Annotated in this window: 13 protein-coding genes; 6 read left to right on the top strand and 7 right to left on the bottom strand. The window is 70.5% G+C overall.

Going from position 1 to position 15,703, the window contains the following annotated elements; genetic code table 11:
• Positions 1 to 54 precede the first annotated feature (54 nt).
• Positions 55 to 2,790, top strand: coding sequence for a bifunctional GNAT family N-acetyltransferase/acetate--CoA ligase family protein (locus tag HNR11_RS11840; protein ID WP_179442536.1), 2,736 nt, complete (start codon positions 55 to 57; stop codon positions 2,788 to 2,790).
• A 70-nt stretch (positions 2,791 to 2,860) separates the two neighbouring features.
• Here the strand turns inward: HNR11_RS11840 and HNR11_RS11835 are convergent, their stop codons facing one another.
• The 4 genes from HNR11_RS11835 to HNR11_RS11820 form a co-directional block, all read right to left on the bottom strand.
• Positions 2,861 to 4,138, bottom strand: coding sequence for a hypothetical protein (locus HNR11_RS11835; protein ID WP_179442534.1), 1,278 nt, complete (start codon positions 4,136 to 4,138; stop codon positions 2,861 to 2,863).
• Positions 4,139 to 4,293: 155 nt separating this feature from the next.
• Positions 4,294 to 5,313, bottom strand: coding sequence for an NAD-dependent epimerase/dehydratase family protein (locus HNR11_RS11830; RefSeq protein WP_179442532.1), 1,020 nt, complete (start codon positions 5,311 to 5,313; stop codon positions 4,294 to 4,296).
• Positions 5,310 to 8,087, bottom strand: a complete 2,778-nt coding sequence (locus HNR11_RS11825; RefSeq protein ID WP_179442530.1) for an alpha/beta fold hydrolase — start codon at positions 8,085 to 8,087, stop codon at positions 5,310 to 5,312. The genes HNR11_RS11830 and HNR11_RS11825 overlap by 4 nt, the downstream gene beginning before the upstream one ends.
• Positions 8,081 to 9,109, bottom strand: coding sequence for a 3-oxoacyl-ACP synthase III (locus HNR11_RS11820; RefSeq protein ID WP_058889118.1), 1,029 nt, complete (start codon positions 9,107 to 9,109; stop codon positions 8,081 to 8,083). Before HNR11_RS11820 ends, HNR11_RS11825 begins: the two co-directional genes overlap by 7 nt.
• Positions 9,110 to 9,171: 62 nt before the next feature.
• Here HNR11_RS11820 and HNR11_RS11815 point away from each other — a divergent pair, with 62 nt between their 5' ends.
• Genes HNR11_RS11815 through HNR11_RS11805 form a run of 3 tightly spaced genes read left to right on the top strand, consistent with a single transcriptional unit; the run spans position 9,172 to position 11,483 of the window.
• Complete coding sequence (locus HNR11_RS11815; protein ID WP_157075480.1) at positions 9,172 to 9,831, top strand: DUF5998 family protein; 660 nt, start codon at positions 9,172 to 9,174, stop codon at positions 9,829 to 9,831.
• 13 nt (positions 9,832 to 9,844) lie between these two features.
• Entirely contained in the window at positions 9,845 to 11,044 is a 1,200-nt protein-coding gene (locus tag HNR11_RS11810) for an alkaline phosphatase family protein (RefSeq protein ID WP_179442528.1), read from the top strand.
• Between the two features lie 46 nt (positions 11,045 to 11,090).
• A complete protein-coding gene (locus HNR11_RS11805; RefSeq protein WP_246310398.1) occupies positions 11,091 to 11,483 on the top strand; it encodes a VOC family protein in 393 nt (130 codons plus the stop codon).
• A gap of 98 nt (positions 11,484 to 11,581) precedes the next feature.
• On the opposite strand, the gene HNR11_RS11800 is transcribed toward HNR11_RS11805, so the two are convergent.
• Both HNR11_RS11800 and sepH read right to left on the bottom strand, forming a co-directional pair.
• Positions 11,582 to 12,325 (bottom strand): hypothetical protein, encoded by a 744-nt coding sequence (locus tag HNR11_RS11800; RefSeq protein ID WP_179442524.1) that lies wholly within the window; start codon positions 12,323 to 12,325, stop codon positions 11,582 to 11,584.
• A 132-nt stretch (positions 12,326 to 12,457) separates the two neighbouring features.
• Positions 12,458 to 13,924: a septation protein SepH gene (sepH, locus tag HNR11_RS11795; protein ID WP_179442522.1), complete on the bottom strand. Its 1,467-nt coding sequence runs from the start codon at positions 13,922 to 13,924 to the stop codon at positions 12,458 to 12,460.
• Between the two features lie 387 nt (positions 13,925 to 14,311).
• On the opposite strand from sepH, the gene HNR11_RS11790 reads away from it, so the two are divergent.
• A complete protein-coding gene (locus HNR11_RS11790; RefSeq protein ID WP_058889122.1) occupies positions 14,312 to 14,611 on the top strand; it encodes a DUF4193 domain-containing protein in 300 nt (99 codons plus the stop codon).
• Between the two features lie 60 nt (positions 14,612 to 14,671).
• Here the strand turns inward: HNR11_RS11790 and HNR11_RS11785 are convergent, their stop codons facing one another.
• The gene (locus HNR11_RS11785; RefSeq protein ID WP_179442520.1) at positions 14,672 to 15,199 is read right to left on the bottom strand and encodes a DUF3093 domain-containing protein; all 528 of its coding nucleotides are present in this window, start codon (positions 15,197 to 15,199) and stop codon (positions 14,672 to 14,674) included.
• 60 nt (positions 15,200 to 15,259) lie between these two features.
• Between HNR11_RS11785 and dut the strand changes: the two genes are divergently transcribed.
• Entirely contained in the window at positions 15,260 to 15,700 is a 441-nt protein-coding gene (dut, locus tag HNR11_RS11780; protein WP_343050666.1) for a dUTP diphosphatase, read from the top strand.
• Positions 15,701 to 15,703: the final 3 nt, after the last annotated feature.

Raw genomic sequence — 15,703 nt, 5'->3', positions numbered from 1 at the left:
GCGCGTCGGAGGGTGGGTATCGATCTCCGGGTGGGGATGGTTAGTCTTGATCCTATGGGTGAGACACCCCGAACCGGCGGATATCCGGCGCACTGGGAAGCAGATGTCGTGCTGCGAGACGGGGCTGCCGCCCATCTGCGCCCGATCAGTCCGGAGGATGCCGAGCGGCTGCAGCGGCTGCATTCCTCGCAGTCCGAGTCCTCGATCTATCTGCGCTATTTCACGTTCAAGTCCACGCTCACCGAGAAGGAGCTCGACCGGTTCACCCGGGTGGATCACGTGGATCGGGTCGCGATGGTGATCCTGCTCGACGAGGAGATCATCGGGGTCGGCGGATATGACCGGATCGATGGCAGCCGCGAGGCCGAGGTCTCGTTCAACATCTCGGACCGACACCAGGGCCGCGGTCTGGGCTCGGTGCTCCTGGAGCACCTGGCGGCCGCCGGTCGCGAGCGCGGACTCGAACGCTTCTCGGCCGAGGTGCTCCCGGAGAACCGGAAGATGCTGGCGGTCTTCTCCGAGGCCGGCTATGAGACCCAGCGCAGCTTCGAGGACGGCGTGGTGATGGTGGAGTTCCCCATCGACCCCACGGAGCGGTCCCGGGCGGTGATGGAGGCCCGGGAGCATCGGGCCGAGTCCCGCAGCGTCGCCGAGCTTCTGGCCCCGGAGCAGGTCGCCGTGATCGGGGCCTCCCGGGAGTACGGCTCCGTGGGCTATCACCTGGTGCAGAACCTGATCGAAGGTCACTTCACCGGGGGAGTCCACTCCGTGAACCCGGAGGCCTTCGAGGTCGGCGGGGTCGAGGCCTACGCCTCACTGGCGCACATCAAGCAGCAGGTGGACCTCGCCGTCGTCGCCGTGCCCTCCGAGCACCTTCCCGAGGTGGTCGCAGACTGCGGACGCAACGGGGTCAAGGGGATCCTGGTGATCACCGCCCCGGAGCTGGGCTCGGGTGAGGAAGACGTGGAGCAGCGTCGGCTGGCCCAGCGGGAACTGGTCCGCCTGGCGCGGCGCTGGGGGATGCGGGTGATCGGACCGGCCTCGGTGGGTCTGCTGAACACCGACCCGGATGTCTCCCTGAACGCCTCGCTCTCCCCGACGATGCCGCTGCGCGGCGGGGTGGGGCTGTTCAGCCAGTCCGCCTCGATCGGGGTCTCGCTCTTCGCCCAGGCCAACCGGCGCGAGCTGGGGCTCTCCTCGGTGATCTCCGCGGGCAACCGGGCGGACCTCTCCGGCAACGACGCGATGCAGTACTTCGAGGACGATGACTCCACCCGCGCCGTCGGGGTCTATCTGGAGAGCTTCGGCAATCCGCGCAAGTTCTCCCGGATCGCGCGCCGGCTCTCGCGCACCAAGCCGGTGGTGGTCGCGAAGTCCGACGTGATGGGGCGCAGCCTGCCGCCGGGACACGAGGTCCGCACCACCCGCGCCCCGATGGGCGCGGTGGATTCCATGCTGGAGCATTCCGGGGTGATCCAGGTGGGCAACCACGATTCGCTCATGGACGTGCTCCAGGTGCTCGCCACCCAGCCGCTGCCCGGGGGCGGGCGCATCGGGATCCTCTCGAACTCGCCCTCGATGAGCCGGATCCTGGCCGACACCGCCGGCACCTTGGACCTGACCGCGACCCACGTCGTCGGGAACCTTGACCTCGATCTGCCCCGCGCCGAGGCCGACGCCGCGCTGGCCGGCGCCCTGGAGGAGCTGTTCACCGCCGAGGACGTCGACGCGGTGGCGCTGTGCCTGCAGCCCGCGGTGACCGGGGAGCACTATGACCACAGCCGGCTGATCTCGCAGACCGCGCGCCAGCACACCAAACCGATGGTCGCGTCCTGGATCGGGGTGCTGGACTCCGCCGTGCCGCTGAACCATATCGGCAATGCCGCCCCGGTGATCGAGAAGGGGTCCCTGCAGCAGGGGTTCCCGGTGTTCTCCTCCCCGGAGCGCTCACTGACCGCGCTGGCGAAGATCGTGCGCTATCAGCGCTGGCGCTCGGAAGGGATCGGAGAGCCGTTCGTGCCGGCCGGGTTGGAGGGCACGGCCGCGTCGCGGCGCGGGGACGCGCTGCTCGACGGCTGGCTGGCCGGCGTTCAGGGCGCCACGCTGCGGCAGCTCGAGCCCGAGCGCTGCGCTGAGCTCTTGGAGGTCTACGGACTCTCGATGCTGCGCTCGGTGGCCTTCTCCACCGAGGATCAGGCACTGGCGGCGGCAGAGTCGCTCGGCTACCCGGTGGCGGTGAAGTCCACGAACACCTACCTGCGCCACCGTCTTGACCTGGGCGGGGTGCAGCTGAACATCGAGGATCCCGAGGAGCTGCGCCGGGCGATCGCGGAGATGCGGCGGGTGCTCGCGGACTATGACGCGGCGGGACTGGAGCTGCAGTCCATGGCGCCGGCCGGTCAGGGCTGCGTGATCCGCGCGATCGAGGACCCGCTGATGGGCCCGGTGATCTCCTTCGGCCTCTCCGGGGACGCGGTGGAGCTGCTCGACGACTGGGCCCACGCGGTGCCCCCGCTGACCGACCAGGACGTGCGCGGGCTGCTGCGCCGCCCCCGGGCGGCGAAGCGGCTCTTCGGCTATAAGGGCGTCCCGGCGGTGGACATCGCCGCCCTGGAGGACACGCTGCAGCGGGTGGCCACGCTCAAGGACAACCACCCCCAGGTGGCGTCCCTGGAGCTGACCCCGGTGCTGGCCTCCCCGGAGGGGGTCCAGGTGCTGCACGCCGCGATCGAGATCGCCAACCCAGAACAGCGCACCGACTCCGCCCGTCGCGCGATCAGCCGCTACTGACCCCCCCCCCATTCCCTTTCCTTTTCCTGGGTGGTTGAGTTCTGCGGTCCTGACGTTGGGACCGGAAAACTCAACCACGGGGGTTGGGACGCTGATCGGGACGGTGGCTGGGACTGGGGAGCGCAGGAGCGCTGTGAGCGGCTCCCACGACGACGGCGGGGCGAGTCCCCTCCCGAGCCCGCGGCACCCCCGCCTGGGCGAGCCTCGCCGCCAGGATCTCGGGACGGGCCAGGTCAGACCACCCCCAGCGCACCACGTCGCGCCCGGTGCGGCGGAGCGCATCCTCGCGCAGCTTCTCCGCATAGTGCACCTCCTTGGCGGAGCGACCCTGCAGCAGCGCCTCGTCGAAGTACTTCCCGCGCCCGTCGAACTCCCCGACGATCCGACGCGGCCGCGACGCCCCGGAACGGGAGCGGGCCTGGAGAACCCATTCGAAATCCACGCGCTCATCGCCGATGTCCGTGGCGATCCATACCTGCAGCGCCGGCGTCGCGAAGCCCAGCTGATGGATCAGCGCGCGCGAGACGGACTCCGCGGGGGACTCGGCACGAGCATCGGCGAAGCCGACCGCCGCCCTCCAACGCCGGTTCAGTCGGTGCGTGAGGAACCCGTCCCCCCAGTCTGAAAGCCCGGCTGAGGACTCCGGCGGTTTCAGCAGGTCCCCGAGAGCGGACTGCGCGAGGAAGGCATCCAACACGGCCACGGCCTCAGGGAAGGGCAGGCGGGAGGCGGCGTCGGGCAGGGCGATCTCGACCGGCTCCACCCAGTACCCGGACTCCGGTCCGGTCACCACGCTCAGCGCCGAGGCCGGAAGCCGCACCTGCGGGGTGCGGAGGATCCCGCGCCGCTGGGACTCTCGGGCGCTGCCGCGCGTCATCCCCCGCGGAAGCACCGTCTCGAAGCGCCGGGTCGGCACGTTGAGCAGAGCCGCCGTCGTCGGCTCTTCCTGGGACCTTGTGGAGTACGCGGCGAGCCAGCTCTCGGCGCTCGTGGATCCGGTCATCGATTCGCGCCGACCGATCCCGACCAGGCTGGGGTCCTGGGTGCGCACGGTCACGTGCGGCGGCGGGGTGATCAGCGGCAGACCATGCAGCAGCATCGCGGAGTCGCGGCAGAACAGCGAGTTCGGCAGCCGGTGGGCCATCGCGGCGACGGCGATCTGCGCGCGGACCCACGGCGGGGACCGCACCCACGTGGCGGCGTCGATGTAGATGCCGCGGCGCACCCGGAGCAGCTGGGCCGCGGCCACCAGGGCGGAGAGCCTGGTCGCGCTGTGCAGGTCATCCGGCTGCCAGGCGGAGCGGATCAGCTGGATCGGTGCGGGGGTGTCGAGATCGGGGAGTGTCATGCCTCCACAGTGCCGACGGACAGACCGGACGCACAGCGAGACCGCGGAACTGTGCAGAACCGCCCCCCCCATCCTGGGCAGTTGAGTTCTCCGGCAGCACCGTAGGTGCCGGAGAACTCAACTGCCCAGGAAGGGAAGGGGAGGGGAGGGGAGGGTCAGACCTTGCCGGTGCTGCGGATGTGGTCGCGCAGCAGGGTGAGTCCCTGGTCCATGCTGATCCGCGGGATCCAGTCCAGGGCCTGCTGGGTGGCGCGCTGGTCGAACCAGTGCGCCGTGGAGAGCTGCTCGGCCAGGAACTGCGTCATCGGGGGCTCATCGGCGCGCGGGCCGGCGAGCTTCTCGCTGAGCGCCCAGGCGCGTTCGACGACGGCGCCCAGCCCCTTGGCGAGCCCCGGGGCCAGCCGCAGCCGCGGCGCCGGGGCCCCGCCTGCGGCAGCGATCCCGGTGATCAGCTCACCGATCGGGCGCGGCTCACCGTTGGTGAGCACCAGCCGCTGTCCGGCGATCTGCGGGAGCCGGCGCAGTCCGGCCAGGAACGCGTCCACCGCGTTCTCGATGTAGAGCGTGTCCACCAGCGCGGCCCCGGAGCCGAGGATCGGCATCCGTCCGGAGCGGGCACGGTCGATGATCCGCCGGGTCAGCTGCCCGTCCCCGGGCCCCCAGACCAGGTGCGGACGCAGGATCAGCACGTTGAGGTCCCTGGCTCCGCGGGCTTCGGCGATCAGCTCGGCCGCGGCCTTGGTCTGCGCGTAGCTGCCCACGGCGTGCTCCGGGTCCGCCGGGCCGGCGCCGGCGCCGATGAGTGAGGCCCCGGCGTGAGCCACCGAGGGGGAGGAGACATGCAGGAAGTCGGTGACCCCGGCATCCACTGCGGCATCGAGCAGCCGCTGGGTGCCGTGCACATTGACCTCGACGAAATCCTGATGCCGCCCCGAGACCGAGACCTTGGCGGCCATGTGGATCACGGCGTCCTGGCCGGCGACGGCGCGGGCGACGGCATCGGGGTCGCTCAGCGAGCCGCGCACCTCGCGGACCCCGGTCAGCCCGGAGGCGCCGCGCTGGAGCACCGTGACCTGGTAGCCCTCGTCGCTGAGCCGCTGGGCCACACTGCCACCGAGCAGCCCGGAGGCTCCGGTGACCAGCACGCTGGCGCCGGCTTCGATGAGTCGGCTCATGGTGCCTTGACCTTTTCGCCGGCGAGGACCTTCTCCGCCCAGGCCGCGAGCCCGGTGCGGTCGATCTTCGAGTTGTGCCGGACATCGGTGGGCAGCTCATCGAGCACCAGCACGGCGGCCACGGGCACCTCCCCGGCAGCCTCACGGACCCGGGCGGCGAAGCTGATCTCGGCCACCGGTGAACGCCCGGCGCGCAGGCTGCGCCCCGGCTCCGGCTCCACGATCACGACGACGGCCTGGGTGCCCTGCGGACCCACCGGCACCGCGGCGCTGCGGGCCACTTCTTCGAGGGCGTCGACCGGGGTCTCCACGGACCCCGGACCCAGCGGTCCGTCGGGGGTGGCGAGCACATGCTGCAGCCGCCCCTCGATCCAGAGCCGGTGCTCAGCGTCGAAGTGTCCGATGTCATTGGTCCGGTGCCAGATCAGCCCGTCCTTGGTATCGCGTCTCGAGGCCCGTTCGGTCTGCCAGAGCCGGTCATAGCCGGCCTTCAGGTGCGCTGCGGAGACGACGATCTCGCCGAGCACGCCCACAGCCTCGCCGGGCTCCTGCAGCTCCTCGGAGGGGCGTCCCAGCCCGTCCAGCGGGGCCAGCGCGAACCGGACGCCGGCGACCGGAGTGCCCACGCAGACCCCCGACTGATCGGTGGCGACCGCGTCGAGCACCTGTTGGCGCTCGATGTCGGCCTGCAGCAGACCCTCGGTCATGCCGTAGGGAGTGTGGATCTCCGCGTGGGGGAAGATCTCCTGGACCGCGTTGAGCAGGTCCGGGTGCACCGGGGCTCCGGCGGAGAGCACGAGTGTGATCCCGGAGAGTCCGCGGCGCTGCAGCGCGCTGAGCGCCGGTGCGGTGGCCACGACGTTGCGCAGCGCCGCTGGGGAGCCGAAGAACATGGTGGCTTCCCCGGCCAGGGCGGCGTCCGCCACGGCCTGGGCGGTGAGCGTGGCCGGGCGGGTCACGGACATGTCCGGGGTCACCGAGGTGGCGCCGATGGCCGGTCCCAGCAGCGCGAACGGCGCGAAGCCGGCGATCAGCGAGGCCCCGGGGCGAATGTCGAACTGCTCGATGAGCAGCGCGACCAGCGCGCCGAGCCGTCCGTGGGTGTACATCACGCCCTTGGCCGGCCCGGTGGAGCCGGAGGTGAACAGGATCGCCGCCGGGTCCTCCGCGGCGGGGAGGTCCACCTGATCCGGGGCGGCACCTTCATAGCGGTCCAGCAGCGCATCCACCGAGGCCACGGTGCCGAGCAGCCCGGCGCGCCGGGCGGAGAGCCGCTGGGTGCTGATCCGCTTCCCGGGCCAGCCCAGGCTGCGGGCCAGGGTGAGTCCCGGCAGCGCCCCGATCACCCAGTCTGGGCGTGCCGCACGGACCGCGCGGGTCATCCCGCGGACTCCGAGTCCGGCGTCGGCGACGACCGCCACCGCGCCCAGGCGCAGGCAGGCGTAGAGGATCACGGTCAGCGAGGCGCCGGGCTGGACCAGCAGCGAGACCCGATCGCCGGGCCGGACTCCGGTGGCGCTCAGGCCTGCGGCCAGCGCGTCCACCTGGACGTCGAGCTCGGCCCAGCTCAGCGCGCGGTCGCCGGTGGCGGCGTCCTCGGCGCTGCTCCAGGCCTCTGGCTCTGCGGTCATGTCCACCACGGCGGGGTCCTGCCGGCGCTCGGTGCGGGCCAGCTCGGTGAGCCGCTCGTGGAGTCCCAGGACGTCCCCGGCCGGTGCGGGGGATCTCAGCCGGGAGCGGGTTGCTCCGGCGCCGAACTGGTCATCGAGCCAGGTGAAGATCGGCGTGCTCAGATCGCGGTCCTCGGCGAGCATGTGCCCGGTGCCTTCGAAGCGGTGCAGGTCGGCGTGCGGGACACGGGACTGCAGGTCAGCGAGGTAGCGGTCTTGGAACACCGGGTCCTTGGGTCCCCAGAGCAGCAGCGTGGGCTTGTTCCATTCGCGCAGGCCCGAAGCGACCTCGTCCAGTGCCGGGCGCGAGACGTGGCTGGTCTCGGCGGGGATGTCGGCGACGAAGCCGCCGATGCCGCCGCGTCCGTTGCGTGTGGTGTAGGGCGCCCGGTAGGCCTCACGGACCTCCGGGGACAATGCGTTCTCCGCCAGCCCCAGGGTCACGGTGAGGAACCCCTCGCTGGCCAGCGTGGCCGCGGGCAGCACCGCGGGGGCCATCGCCGCGCGCAGCGCCGCTGGGACCTGATCCTCGGTGGGATGGTGCACGGCGGTGTTCAGCGTGATGGCGGCATCCACCTGGCCGCGCTGGCGCACCGCCCAGCCCAGGGAGATGATTCCGCCCCAGTCGTGTCCCAGGGTGACCAGACGGGAGCCGGTGTCCACGTCCAGGGCGTCCATCAGCGCGTCGAGGTCTCCCAGCCGCTGCGAGAGTCGGCGGTAGCTGGGCGCATCGGGGGCCGGCGGGACCGGGTGGGAGAGCCGGTCGGAGAATCCCATGTCCAGCTGGTCCGGAGCGATCACCCGCCAGGCGTCGCCGCTGCGGGCGCGTTCCAGGGACCCGGCGATCACGTTCCGCCACAGGTAGGACCAGGTGGGGTTCCCGTGCACGGCCAGGATCGTGCCGGTGGGCGTGATCCCGCGGGCGGCCAGCGCCGGGCCGGTGTCCAGCACGTGGAAGGTCCGGGCGCCGTCGTCGGTCTTCGCGGTGACCAGCCGGGACCAGGCCGGGTCCAGGTCGGGGAAGCTGGCCCCGGGGGCGTGCTCGCGGGGGAGCCGGGCGGGGGCCGCGGGGACCGGTGTGAAGCGTGGGCGCAGGTTCACCATTGGATCTCCAGCATCGCGGTGTTCAGTCCTGATCCGACCCCCATGCAGAGCACTCGGTCGCCGGGCTGCAGCCGGTCGGACTCCCGGGCCAGCGTGATCGGCAGCGAGGCCGGCCCCACATTGCCCAGCTCCGGGTAGGTCACCGGGACCCGCTTCTTGTCCAGCTTCGCGGCCTTCACGATCGAGGAGGTGTGCAGCTGAGAGACCTGGTGGGTGATGTAGGAGTCCATGGAGTCCCAGTCGAAGTGCTCGCGGGCGTCGTTGAAGGCGTCCATGACCAGCTCCAGGCCGCCGTCGAGCAGCCCGCGGGCGTCGGTGAACATGCCGTTGTGGTCACCCACGCAGAGCCCGTGGTGCTGGGTCGCGGCCCGGGTGACTCCACCGACGATCCGGTGGCCCTCCGGGTGCTCATCGGCGGGACCGATCACCGCCGCGGCGGCGCCGCAGCCCAGGGTGAGCGAGGCGAACTCGGCCATGAAGTCGTCCCGGGAGGCCATCTTCTCCAGCGAGTTGATCCGCTCCACGGTGGCGTCCTGGACCTTCTTGGCGTCCTCACCGTTGACGATCAGCACGTATTTCGCCTGTCCGGCGTCGATCATCGAGCTGGCCAGGGTGATCGCGTTGACGAAGCCCAGACAGGCGTTGGTGATGTCGAAGTTCATCGCGGAGCTGGGAAGCCCGAGGTCGTGGTGGACCCCGACGGCGACCGAGGGCTCCAGGTGTTCCCGGGAGACCGAGGTGTTGATCATCATCGAGACGTCTTCGGCTGCGATCCCGGCGGCGGCGAGGGCTCGGCGCCCGGCCTCCACGGTCCCGGCGCGGACGTCGCCTGGTCTAGACCAGTTGCGCCGGGCCTTCACCCCGGCCACTCGGTGCAGCAGCCCGGTGGGCAGCTTCAGACGTTTGAGCGCATCCGCCAGACGCCGGTCCAGATCCTTTGACGTGAGGACCTCCGGGGCCTGCACCTCCGTCACGGAGAGGAGGGCGGCGTTGCGGTGGTGAAAAGTCGCGTTTCCTGGCACCGGACAAGTATCCCGTATGTGGAGCGCACCTGCTAATCCCGCCACCGGATAGCATGGAATCCATGACGTTCAGCCAGCATGGGCCCGGGGAGCACCGACGAGGCCCCGCCCCCACCTCCAGCCTGAAGGATGCAGTCGAGCGCGGGGGCTTCTACCCCTCCCTGGTGCTGCACACCCTGAATGAGGCGCTCGACGAGCGTGAGGCAAGTCATCAGATCGTGCACGTGGACACCCACTTCGACATGGAGGAGGTCCACCGGCACATCACCGTGCTGGCCCTGGCCGATGACATCGTCGTGGTCGCGCACCTCGATGACCATGACCTCGAGGCCGACGACGGGCCAGGCTTCGGCCACGGCGACTCCCCGCACCCGCGCCGAGCCGACACCGTGGCGCGGATCTCCACCGAGGTGGTCCCGGTGAGTCGGATCCGCTCGCTGATCCTCTCCGAGGTGCACCGGACCCCGGAGGACTTCACCCCGGAGAGGTCACTGGCCGAGGTGTCGCTGAACCTGACCTGGACCGGGGGTGCCCGTTTCGACACCTACCCGGCCGAATGCGGGAACCCGGAATGCGTAGCCGATCACGGGGACACCGGGAACTGGGTGCCCGAGGACATCGCGCTGCGGATCGCGGCCACCGCCGAGGGCGACACCGCCGTGGACGAGGCCCGCGGGTTCGTCCGCGCGCTGCGCCGGGCCTGCATCCGGCACGTGCGCTGAACCGCTGGCCGAGATGACCCCGAACTCCCGCCCGCTGCCGCCGGCTCCGGACTACGACGGCGCCCACCTGCGTCACGTGCTGAGCTCCGCCGCCGCCTCGCTGGGCCTCAGCGGCTTCCAGAACCGGCTGGAGCTGCCCGAGGCCGTCACCACGGTGGTGCTGATGGTCGACGGGCTCGGAGATGCGCTGCTGGCCCGCTACTCCGGCCACGCGCGCTTCCTCGCCTCCGCCTGGCGCAGCTCCAGCGCGCGGACCCTCGACGTCGGGGTGCCGACGACGACGGCGGCCTCCCTGGCCTCGCTGGGCACCGGCACCACCCCCGGGGAGCACGGACTGGTCGGCTACGACATCCTCTCCCCGGAGCTGGACCGGATCGTGAACATGCTCGGCGGCTGGGACCCCGAGGTCGACCCCGAGCAGTGGCAGCCGCATCCCTCGGTGCTGCAGCGCGCCGTCGAGGCCGGAACAGAGGTCCTCACCGCCTCCCGGCCGAAGTTCGTGGACTCCGGACTCACCCAGGCGGTGCTGCGCGGCGGTGACTTCCGCGGAGCCGCCAGGATGGATGCCCGCTTCGCCCTCACCGCCGAGTGGATCCAGCAGCAGCGCCCGGCCCGTGGCGCGCTCCGGCAGGGGCCGGCGCCACGCCAGCTGGTGTACCTCTACGTGGACGAGCTGGACAAGACCGGACACCGCTACGGCGTGGACTCCCCGCAGTGGCTGCAGATGCTGGAGACCCTCGACGCGGAGGCGGAGCGTTTCACCGCCGGGCTGCGCCGCGCCTACGGGGATCAGGTCTCGGTGCTGCTGACCGCAGACCACGGCATGGTCGACATCACACCGGAGAACCGGCTGGACTACTCCGCCCAGGCGCAGCTCCTCGAGGGCGTCCGGCACACCGGGGGTGAGCCGCGACTGGTGCAGCTCTACGCAGAGCCCGGCGCCGAGCCAGCGAGCATCGCCGCCGCCTGGGAGCAGGAATACGGGGACCGTGCCTGGGTGCTCACCCGCGAACAGGCCCGCACCGCGGGCTGGTTCGGGCCCGTCGATGACCGGGTCTCAGCGCGGATCGGAGACGTGCTGGTGGCCACGCACAGCGACATCGCGCTCTACCACTGCGACCGGGTCGGACTGTCCCCGATGGACATGATCGGCCAGCACGGCTCGCTCACCGAGGCTGAGCGCCGGGTGCCGCTGCTGCGTCTGGGCGGCTAGCAGACCGAGCCTCGACCTGCCCCACCGGGGTCCTTAGAGTATGTACATGGCCGCAGTGCTCGTGCCGTATCTGAGCTATGCCGATCCCGCCGGCGTCATCGACTGGCTGCAGGCGATCGGTTTCCGAGTGCTGGCCCGTCACGATGACCCTGCTGGCAGGGTGGTCCACGCCGAGCTGGGGTTCGGCGAGGCGGTGGTGATGCTGGCCAGCAATGACGCGGATTACCTGACGCCCCCGCTGATAGCGCGCTCGACAGGGGTTGGGCTGTACCTCGCGCTCGATGACGTGGCCGAGCGCTACGCCGCCGCCATCGACGCCGGAGCCTCGTCAGTCCTGGCTCCGGAGGAGACCGAGTGGGGCACTCAACGTGCCCGGGTCCTAGGCCCTGGGGGCCGCGAATGGAGCTTCGGGTCCTATTTGCCCGGGGCAGCTCGGTAGCGGAGGGGGTCGCTGTGGCGAGGACAGCTGGGAATCGACGCGCCCAGATGGCCGCCGCTGCAGATCGCGTGGGGATCTCGGAAAAGCCATCCGACCACTCAACTCCGCCGGATCCCCAGAATCCCCGCTGCGCCGGCCGCCGCGGTCAGTGCCCGCAGCGGGCTGCGCGTCCTGGATTCGGCGGCGATCCCGAGCAGCCCCCAGGCAAGTGCCGCGGCGTAGGTCTGGGGCGCGGGTGCGTGGCGGCGGGACCGAGCGCCGAGCACCGCGAGTGCGGAAATGGCCGCGAGGCTCAGCGTATTCGGCGCCGGCGCTCTGAGCCCGCTCGCCGCGGCGACCTCAGTGCTCGCCACGACCGCGGCCAGAGTCAGCCAGCCCAGCAAGAGGCCAGCAGGGGCGGCGATCAGCCACCGATCCGCCGGGCTCTCCACGATCGGCACGGCCCGACGGTAGGCCACGCCACCAGCCCACAGCGTGGCCGCGATCGCCGGGAGCTGCAGCAGCGGGGGCTCCTGCAGCCAGACCCAGGTCCCAGTCAGTCCTGCGCAGAGCGATAACGGCACACCGATCCGCCGGTGCACACTGCGCCGGGCCTGGGAGGGAACAGCCTGATAGGCGGCATAGCCCAGGCAGCCGGCATAGATCGGCAGCCAGATCCCAAAGGCCGCGTCGGCCGGAATCAGGGGATTATCGGTCGCTTCGGCAGATCCGTAGTCCCCGGCAGAGGCCGCGAGGATGCCCCCCACTGTGAGCCCCACGCATCCCAGCTGCCGAACCCGGTCGCGGTCCACAGAGACATCACGCAGACGCAGCCCCCGCCGCATTCTCAGCCCCAGCCCCATGAGCGGAGTCTATTCCTGACCGGTCACGAGAACGAGGTCTCGACGTCTTCCGCCGCGGTTGAGCACAAGCCTTGCCTCCGCGCAGCGGGCAGCCACGTGGCGGAACCTTCGCGGCGGAGGCCTCGTCTGGGTTCAGTCGTTCTTGGAGCCGAAGAGGATGTCATCCCACTTCGGCATGCTCGCCCGACGTGCGGGAGCGCGCTTCCGCGGCTTCTCCGCGGTGGACTCAGCCTCAGCAGGTTCCGCGGCCTTCGCCGCGGGCGCCTGCTCTCCGGGACCACTGCGCTCCTCGGACTCACCCTCGTAGGCGAATCCCCAGGCGTCGAGCCGGCCATCGTTGGGGCCGGTCTCTTCGGTGTTCGTCTGCTTCGACGCGGTACCGCCTGATTCGGCTGGCGAGGATGCGGCAGGATCGTAGCCTCCCGCCGCGAGGTCCTCAGACGTGGAGCTCCCCGCTTCAGAGTTCCCGGTCGCAGAATCCTCCGCCTCGGGGTTCTCGAGCTCGGCGTCGTCCTCGCCCTGATGCGCGTCACGGACCGGGCGCAGCCGGGGAAGCGGGACCGTGGAGTGCTCGTCCTCGTCCTGCTGGGCGGCGTCCGAGGTCGTGGCACGGTCCTGCGGGTCCTGCCGGTTAAGCATCAGCGCGAGCCGATCATCGGCCTCGGCGTCGGCCCCCAGACGCTGGCCGCGACGGGCGCGCAGGACATCGAGGAGGTCCTCATGTTCTCGTCCCTCGCTGCGGGACGGCTGCTCGCTGCGGCTCGGTGAGGCGTCGCGCGGAGCCTGGGTGCCCGCGCCGCGAGCCCCGGCAGCCGGCTTGCGAGGCCCAGAGGTGCCAGGCTGCGAGGGTGCGGAGCCGGACCCGCGCGCGGTGGAGTCCTCGACATCGAACACAGAGTCCACGGCGCTGAGCCGTCTGCGACCGGGGGAGCCCTGGGTCTCGGAGCCGGGGTGCGCATCGGAGGGCGAGGGAGCAGTCAGGGCGCTGAGCGACTCGGCCCACCGGTTGATCGCCCGCAGGTGCAGGGTCTCCGGCTGGAAGGTCCACTCAGCCGGGGGACGCAGTCCGATGCCGGCCCCATGCGTGGCGGAGGAGTCGACGTCGAAGGCGCAGCTGATCTGCCACAGCCCGTCCTCCCGGCGCCAGGAGTCCCAGATCAGCGTGTCCAGCTCCACGTCCATGGCGCGCAGCCGCACCGAGACCATGGCCTCTAGGGTGGCGGGATCATCACCGAAGGCGGCGCGGTGCGCCTCGGCGGCCGAGGCCGGAGCCACCTGGGCGGACCGGGCCCGCTGCGCCACGTACGCCCGCTCAGCCTGGACCGGACCGGCGTAGCGCTCCACGTGAGCGGTGGTCAGTCCGGAGGCCGCCACGACCTGCTCCACGGTGGCCCCGGCACGCAGCCGTGCCTGGATCTCCCGCGGAGTCAACGGACTTTTCGCGGCCCCGGAGTTTGCAGGACGGACCGGGGTGCGGTTCGCGGCGTGCCGCAAGGCCTCATCTACAGGCAGCGCGAACTCCTGCCCTGACTCGTCGGAGAGGATGAGCTGCGGCACGTTCTCCTCGTCATTGACCCCGACGATGCGCAGGTGCTGCATTTGGGCTTCCTCCGAAGAACGAGCTGGTGGGTATTCCGGCCACTGTATCGCGGCCCGGATCAAAAACTCTCGAGGTGCTCAACCACTCCTGGAAGGATTGCCTCAACCCTCCGCGCGTGACATTCTTTGGGTCCCCATCCCGGCCGCGGACAGCGTCCGAAGCCTCTCGGTGTCAGCCCTGGGCTCAACGGCTGAGAAGGATTTGGTCCTGTGATCCGGATGGGACACAATCTGTCCGACCAGAATTTCCCACGTGTTCTGCGGACCGGGCCCCCGCCCGGGCCGGCAGGGGGCCACGCCACAGGGAAATCGCGCTCAATCAGCTTCCTCCAGAAGCCGGTCAACGAGCGCTTCGATCTCAAGAATTCGGAGTGTGGAGCACCTCTTATGGCAACCGATTACGACGCCCCGCGGAAGAACGACGACGAAACCAGTGAAGACTCGATCGAGGAGCTGAAGAACCGGAACACCTCGCGCCAGTCCTCCGTCGTGGACGAGGACGAGACCGAGGCCGCTGAAGGGTTCGAGCTCCCCGGAGCAGACCTCTCCGAGGAAGAGCTGCAGGTTCGCGTGCTGCCCGCGCAGTCGGATGAGTTCACCTGCTCATCCTGCTTCCTGGTGCGTCACCGCTCCCAGGTGGCTCGCGAGGAGAACGGCATGTTCTTCTGCAAGGACTGCGAGGCCTGATCCCGCAGTCGACAGACCCGGGCTCCCTCGGTCCGTGACGGCCCGAGGGAATCGGGAGGTTCACTCGAAACTGACGCCGTGCTCCTGCACGGGCTCCCCGGAGCCCAACGCGGAGAGCACGGCGTTCGGCTTTCTGGTGGAGAAGATCCAATAGGGAGTGGCATCCCGGGGGTCGATGATCTGCGCCGTGACCACCGGATCGATCCAGCCACGGATGCACTGGTAGGAGCTCGCGTCGAAGCCCGGGCCCAGCTGCTCCCGGGCAGCATCCCTGCGGTGGGCCACGATGCGTCCCAGATGCTTCGTCTGGATGCGTGCGCGTCCCACGCTCAGCCAGCCCGGAGTGACCTCCAGCGTCGGGGTGGTGAGCACCAGGCCGAGGATCACCAGGCCGATGCCGATGAACATCGTCAGCACCCCGAAGCCGACACTGATCGGGAAGAAGATCAGCGAGATCGACGCGCCCAGCAGGACCCCGGCGACCCAGAGCCACCAGGCCGGCCACAGCTTCTCGCGATAGATCGGGGCGGGGCCGGAGCCGGCGTCGGGGGAGGAAGCTTCAGCACTCTTGGCACTCTCGTCACTCATGCCACTATCGTCGCATGTCCGGCTGAAGAGTCGAGTCGACCCGACGGTAGACTCAGGGCTGTGAATCGCATCTCAGTACCCCTGAAACAGCTTGACCCGGATCTCGACGTGCCGCGCTACTCCCACCCCGGTGACGCCGGCGCGGACCTGTTGACCGCGGAGGAGTTCACCCTCGAACCGGGGGAGCGGCGACTGGTCCCGACCGGAGTGGCGCTGGCGCTGCCGCAGGGATGGGTCGGACTGGTCCATCCGCGCAGCGGTCTGGCGGTGCGCCACGGGATCACGGTGGTCAATGCACCCGGGACGGTGGACGCTGGGTATCGTGGGGAGATCAAGGTGTGCCTGCTCAATACAGACCGCTACGAGGCGGTCCACTTCTCCCGCGGGGACCGGATCGCTCAGCTGCTCCTGCAGAAGGTGGAGCAGGCCGACTTCACAGTGGTGGATGAGCTCGAGACCAGCGACCGGGGCGCAGGCGGCTTCGGCTCCACCGGGCGATAGACC

The sequence above is a fragment of the Nesterenkonia sandarakina genome (assembly GCF_013410215.1).
Lineage (GTDB): Bacteria > Actinomycetota > Actinomycetes > Actinomycetales > Micrococcaceae > Nesterenkonia > Nesterenkonia sandarakina.
This window is presented reverse-complemented; position numbering and strand designations above follow the sequence as displayed.

Bases quoted from the DNA above. Each gene is read 5' to 3' on its own strand.
- HNR11_RS11840 (WP_179442536.1), top strand. From the start codon at position 55: ATGGGTGAGACACCCCGAACCGGCGGATATCCGGCGCACTGGGAAGCA.
- HNR11_RS11835 (WP_179442534.1), bottom strand. From the start codon at position 4,138: ATGACACTCCCCGATCTCGACACCCCCGCACCGATCCAGCTGATCCGC.
- HNR11_RS11830 (WP_179442532.1), bottom strand. From the start codon at position 5,313: ATGAGCCGACTCATCGAAGCCGGCGCCAGCGTGCTGGTCACCGGAGCC.
- HNR11_RS11825 (WP_179442530.1), bottom strand. From the start codon at position 8,087: ATGGTGAACCTGCGCCCACGCTTCACACCGGTCCCCGCGGCCCCCGCC.
- HNR11_RS11815 (WP_157075480.1), top strand. From the start codon at position 9,172: ATGACGTTCAGCCAGCATGGGCCCGGGGAGCACCGACGAGGCCCCGCC.
- HNR11_RS11810 (WP_179442528.1), top strand. From the start codon at position 9,845: ATGACCCCGAACTCCCGCCCGCTGCCGCCGGCTCCGGACTACGACGGC.
- HNR11_RS11805 (WP_246310398.1), top strand. From the start codon at position 11,091: ATGGCCGCAGTGCTCGTGCCGTATCTGAGCTATGCCGATCCCGCCGGC.
- HNR11_RS11800 (WP_179442524.1), bottom strand. From the start codon at position 12,325: ATGGGGCTGGGGCTGAGAATGCGGCGGGGGCTGCGTCTGCGTGATGTC.
- sepH (WP_179442522.1), bottom strand. From the start codon at position 13,924: ATGCAGCACCTGCGCATCGTCGGGGTCAATGACGAGGAGAACGTGCCG.
- HNR11_RS11790 (WP_058889122.1), top strand. From the start codon at position 14,312: ATGGCAACCGATTACGACGCCCCGCGGAAGAACGACGACGAAACCAGT.
- HNR11_RS11785 (WP_179442520.1), bottom strand. From the start codon at position 15,199: ATGAGTGACGAGAGTGCCAAGAGTGCTGAAGCTTCCTCCCCCGACGCC.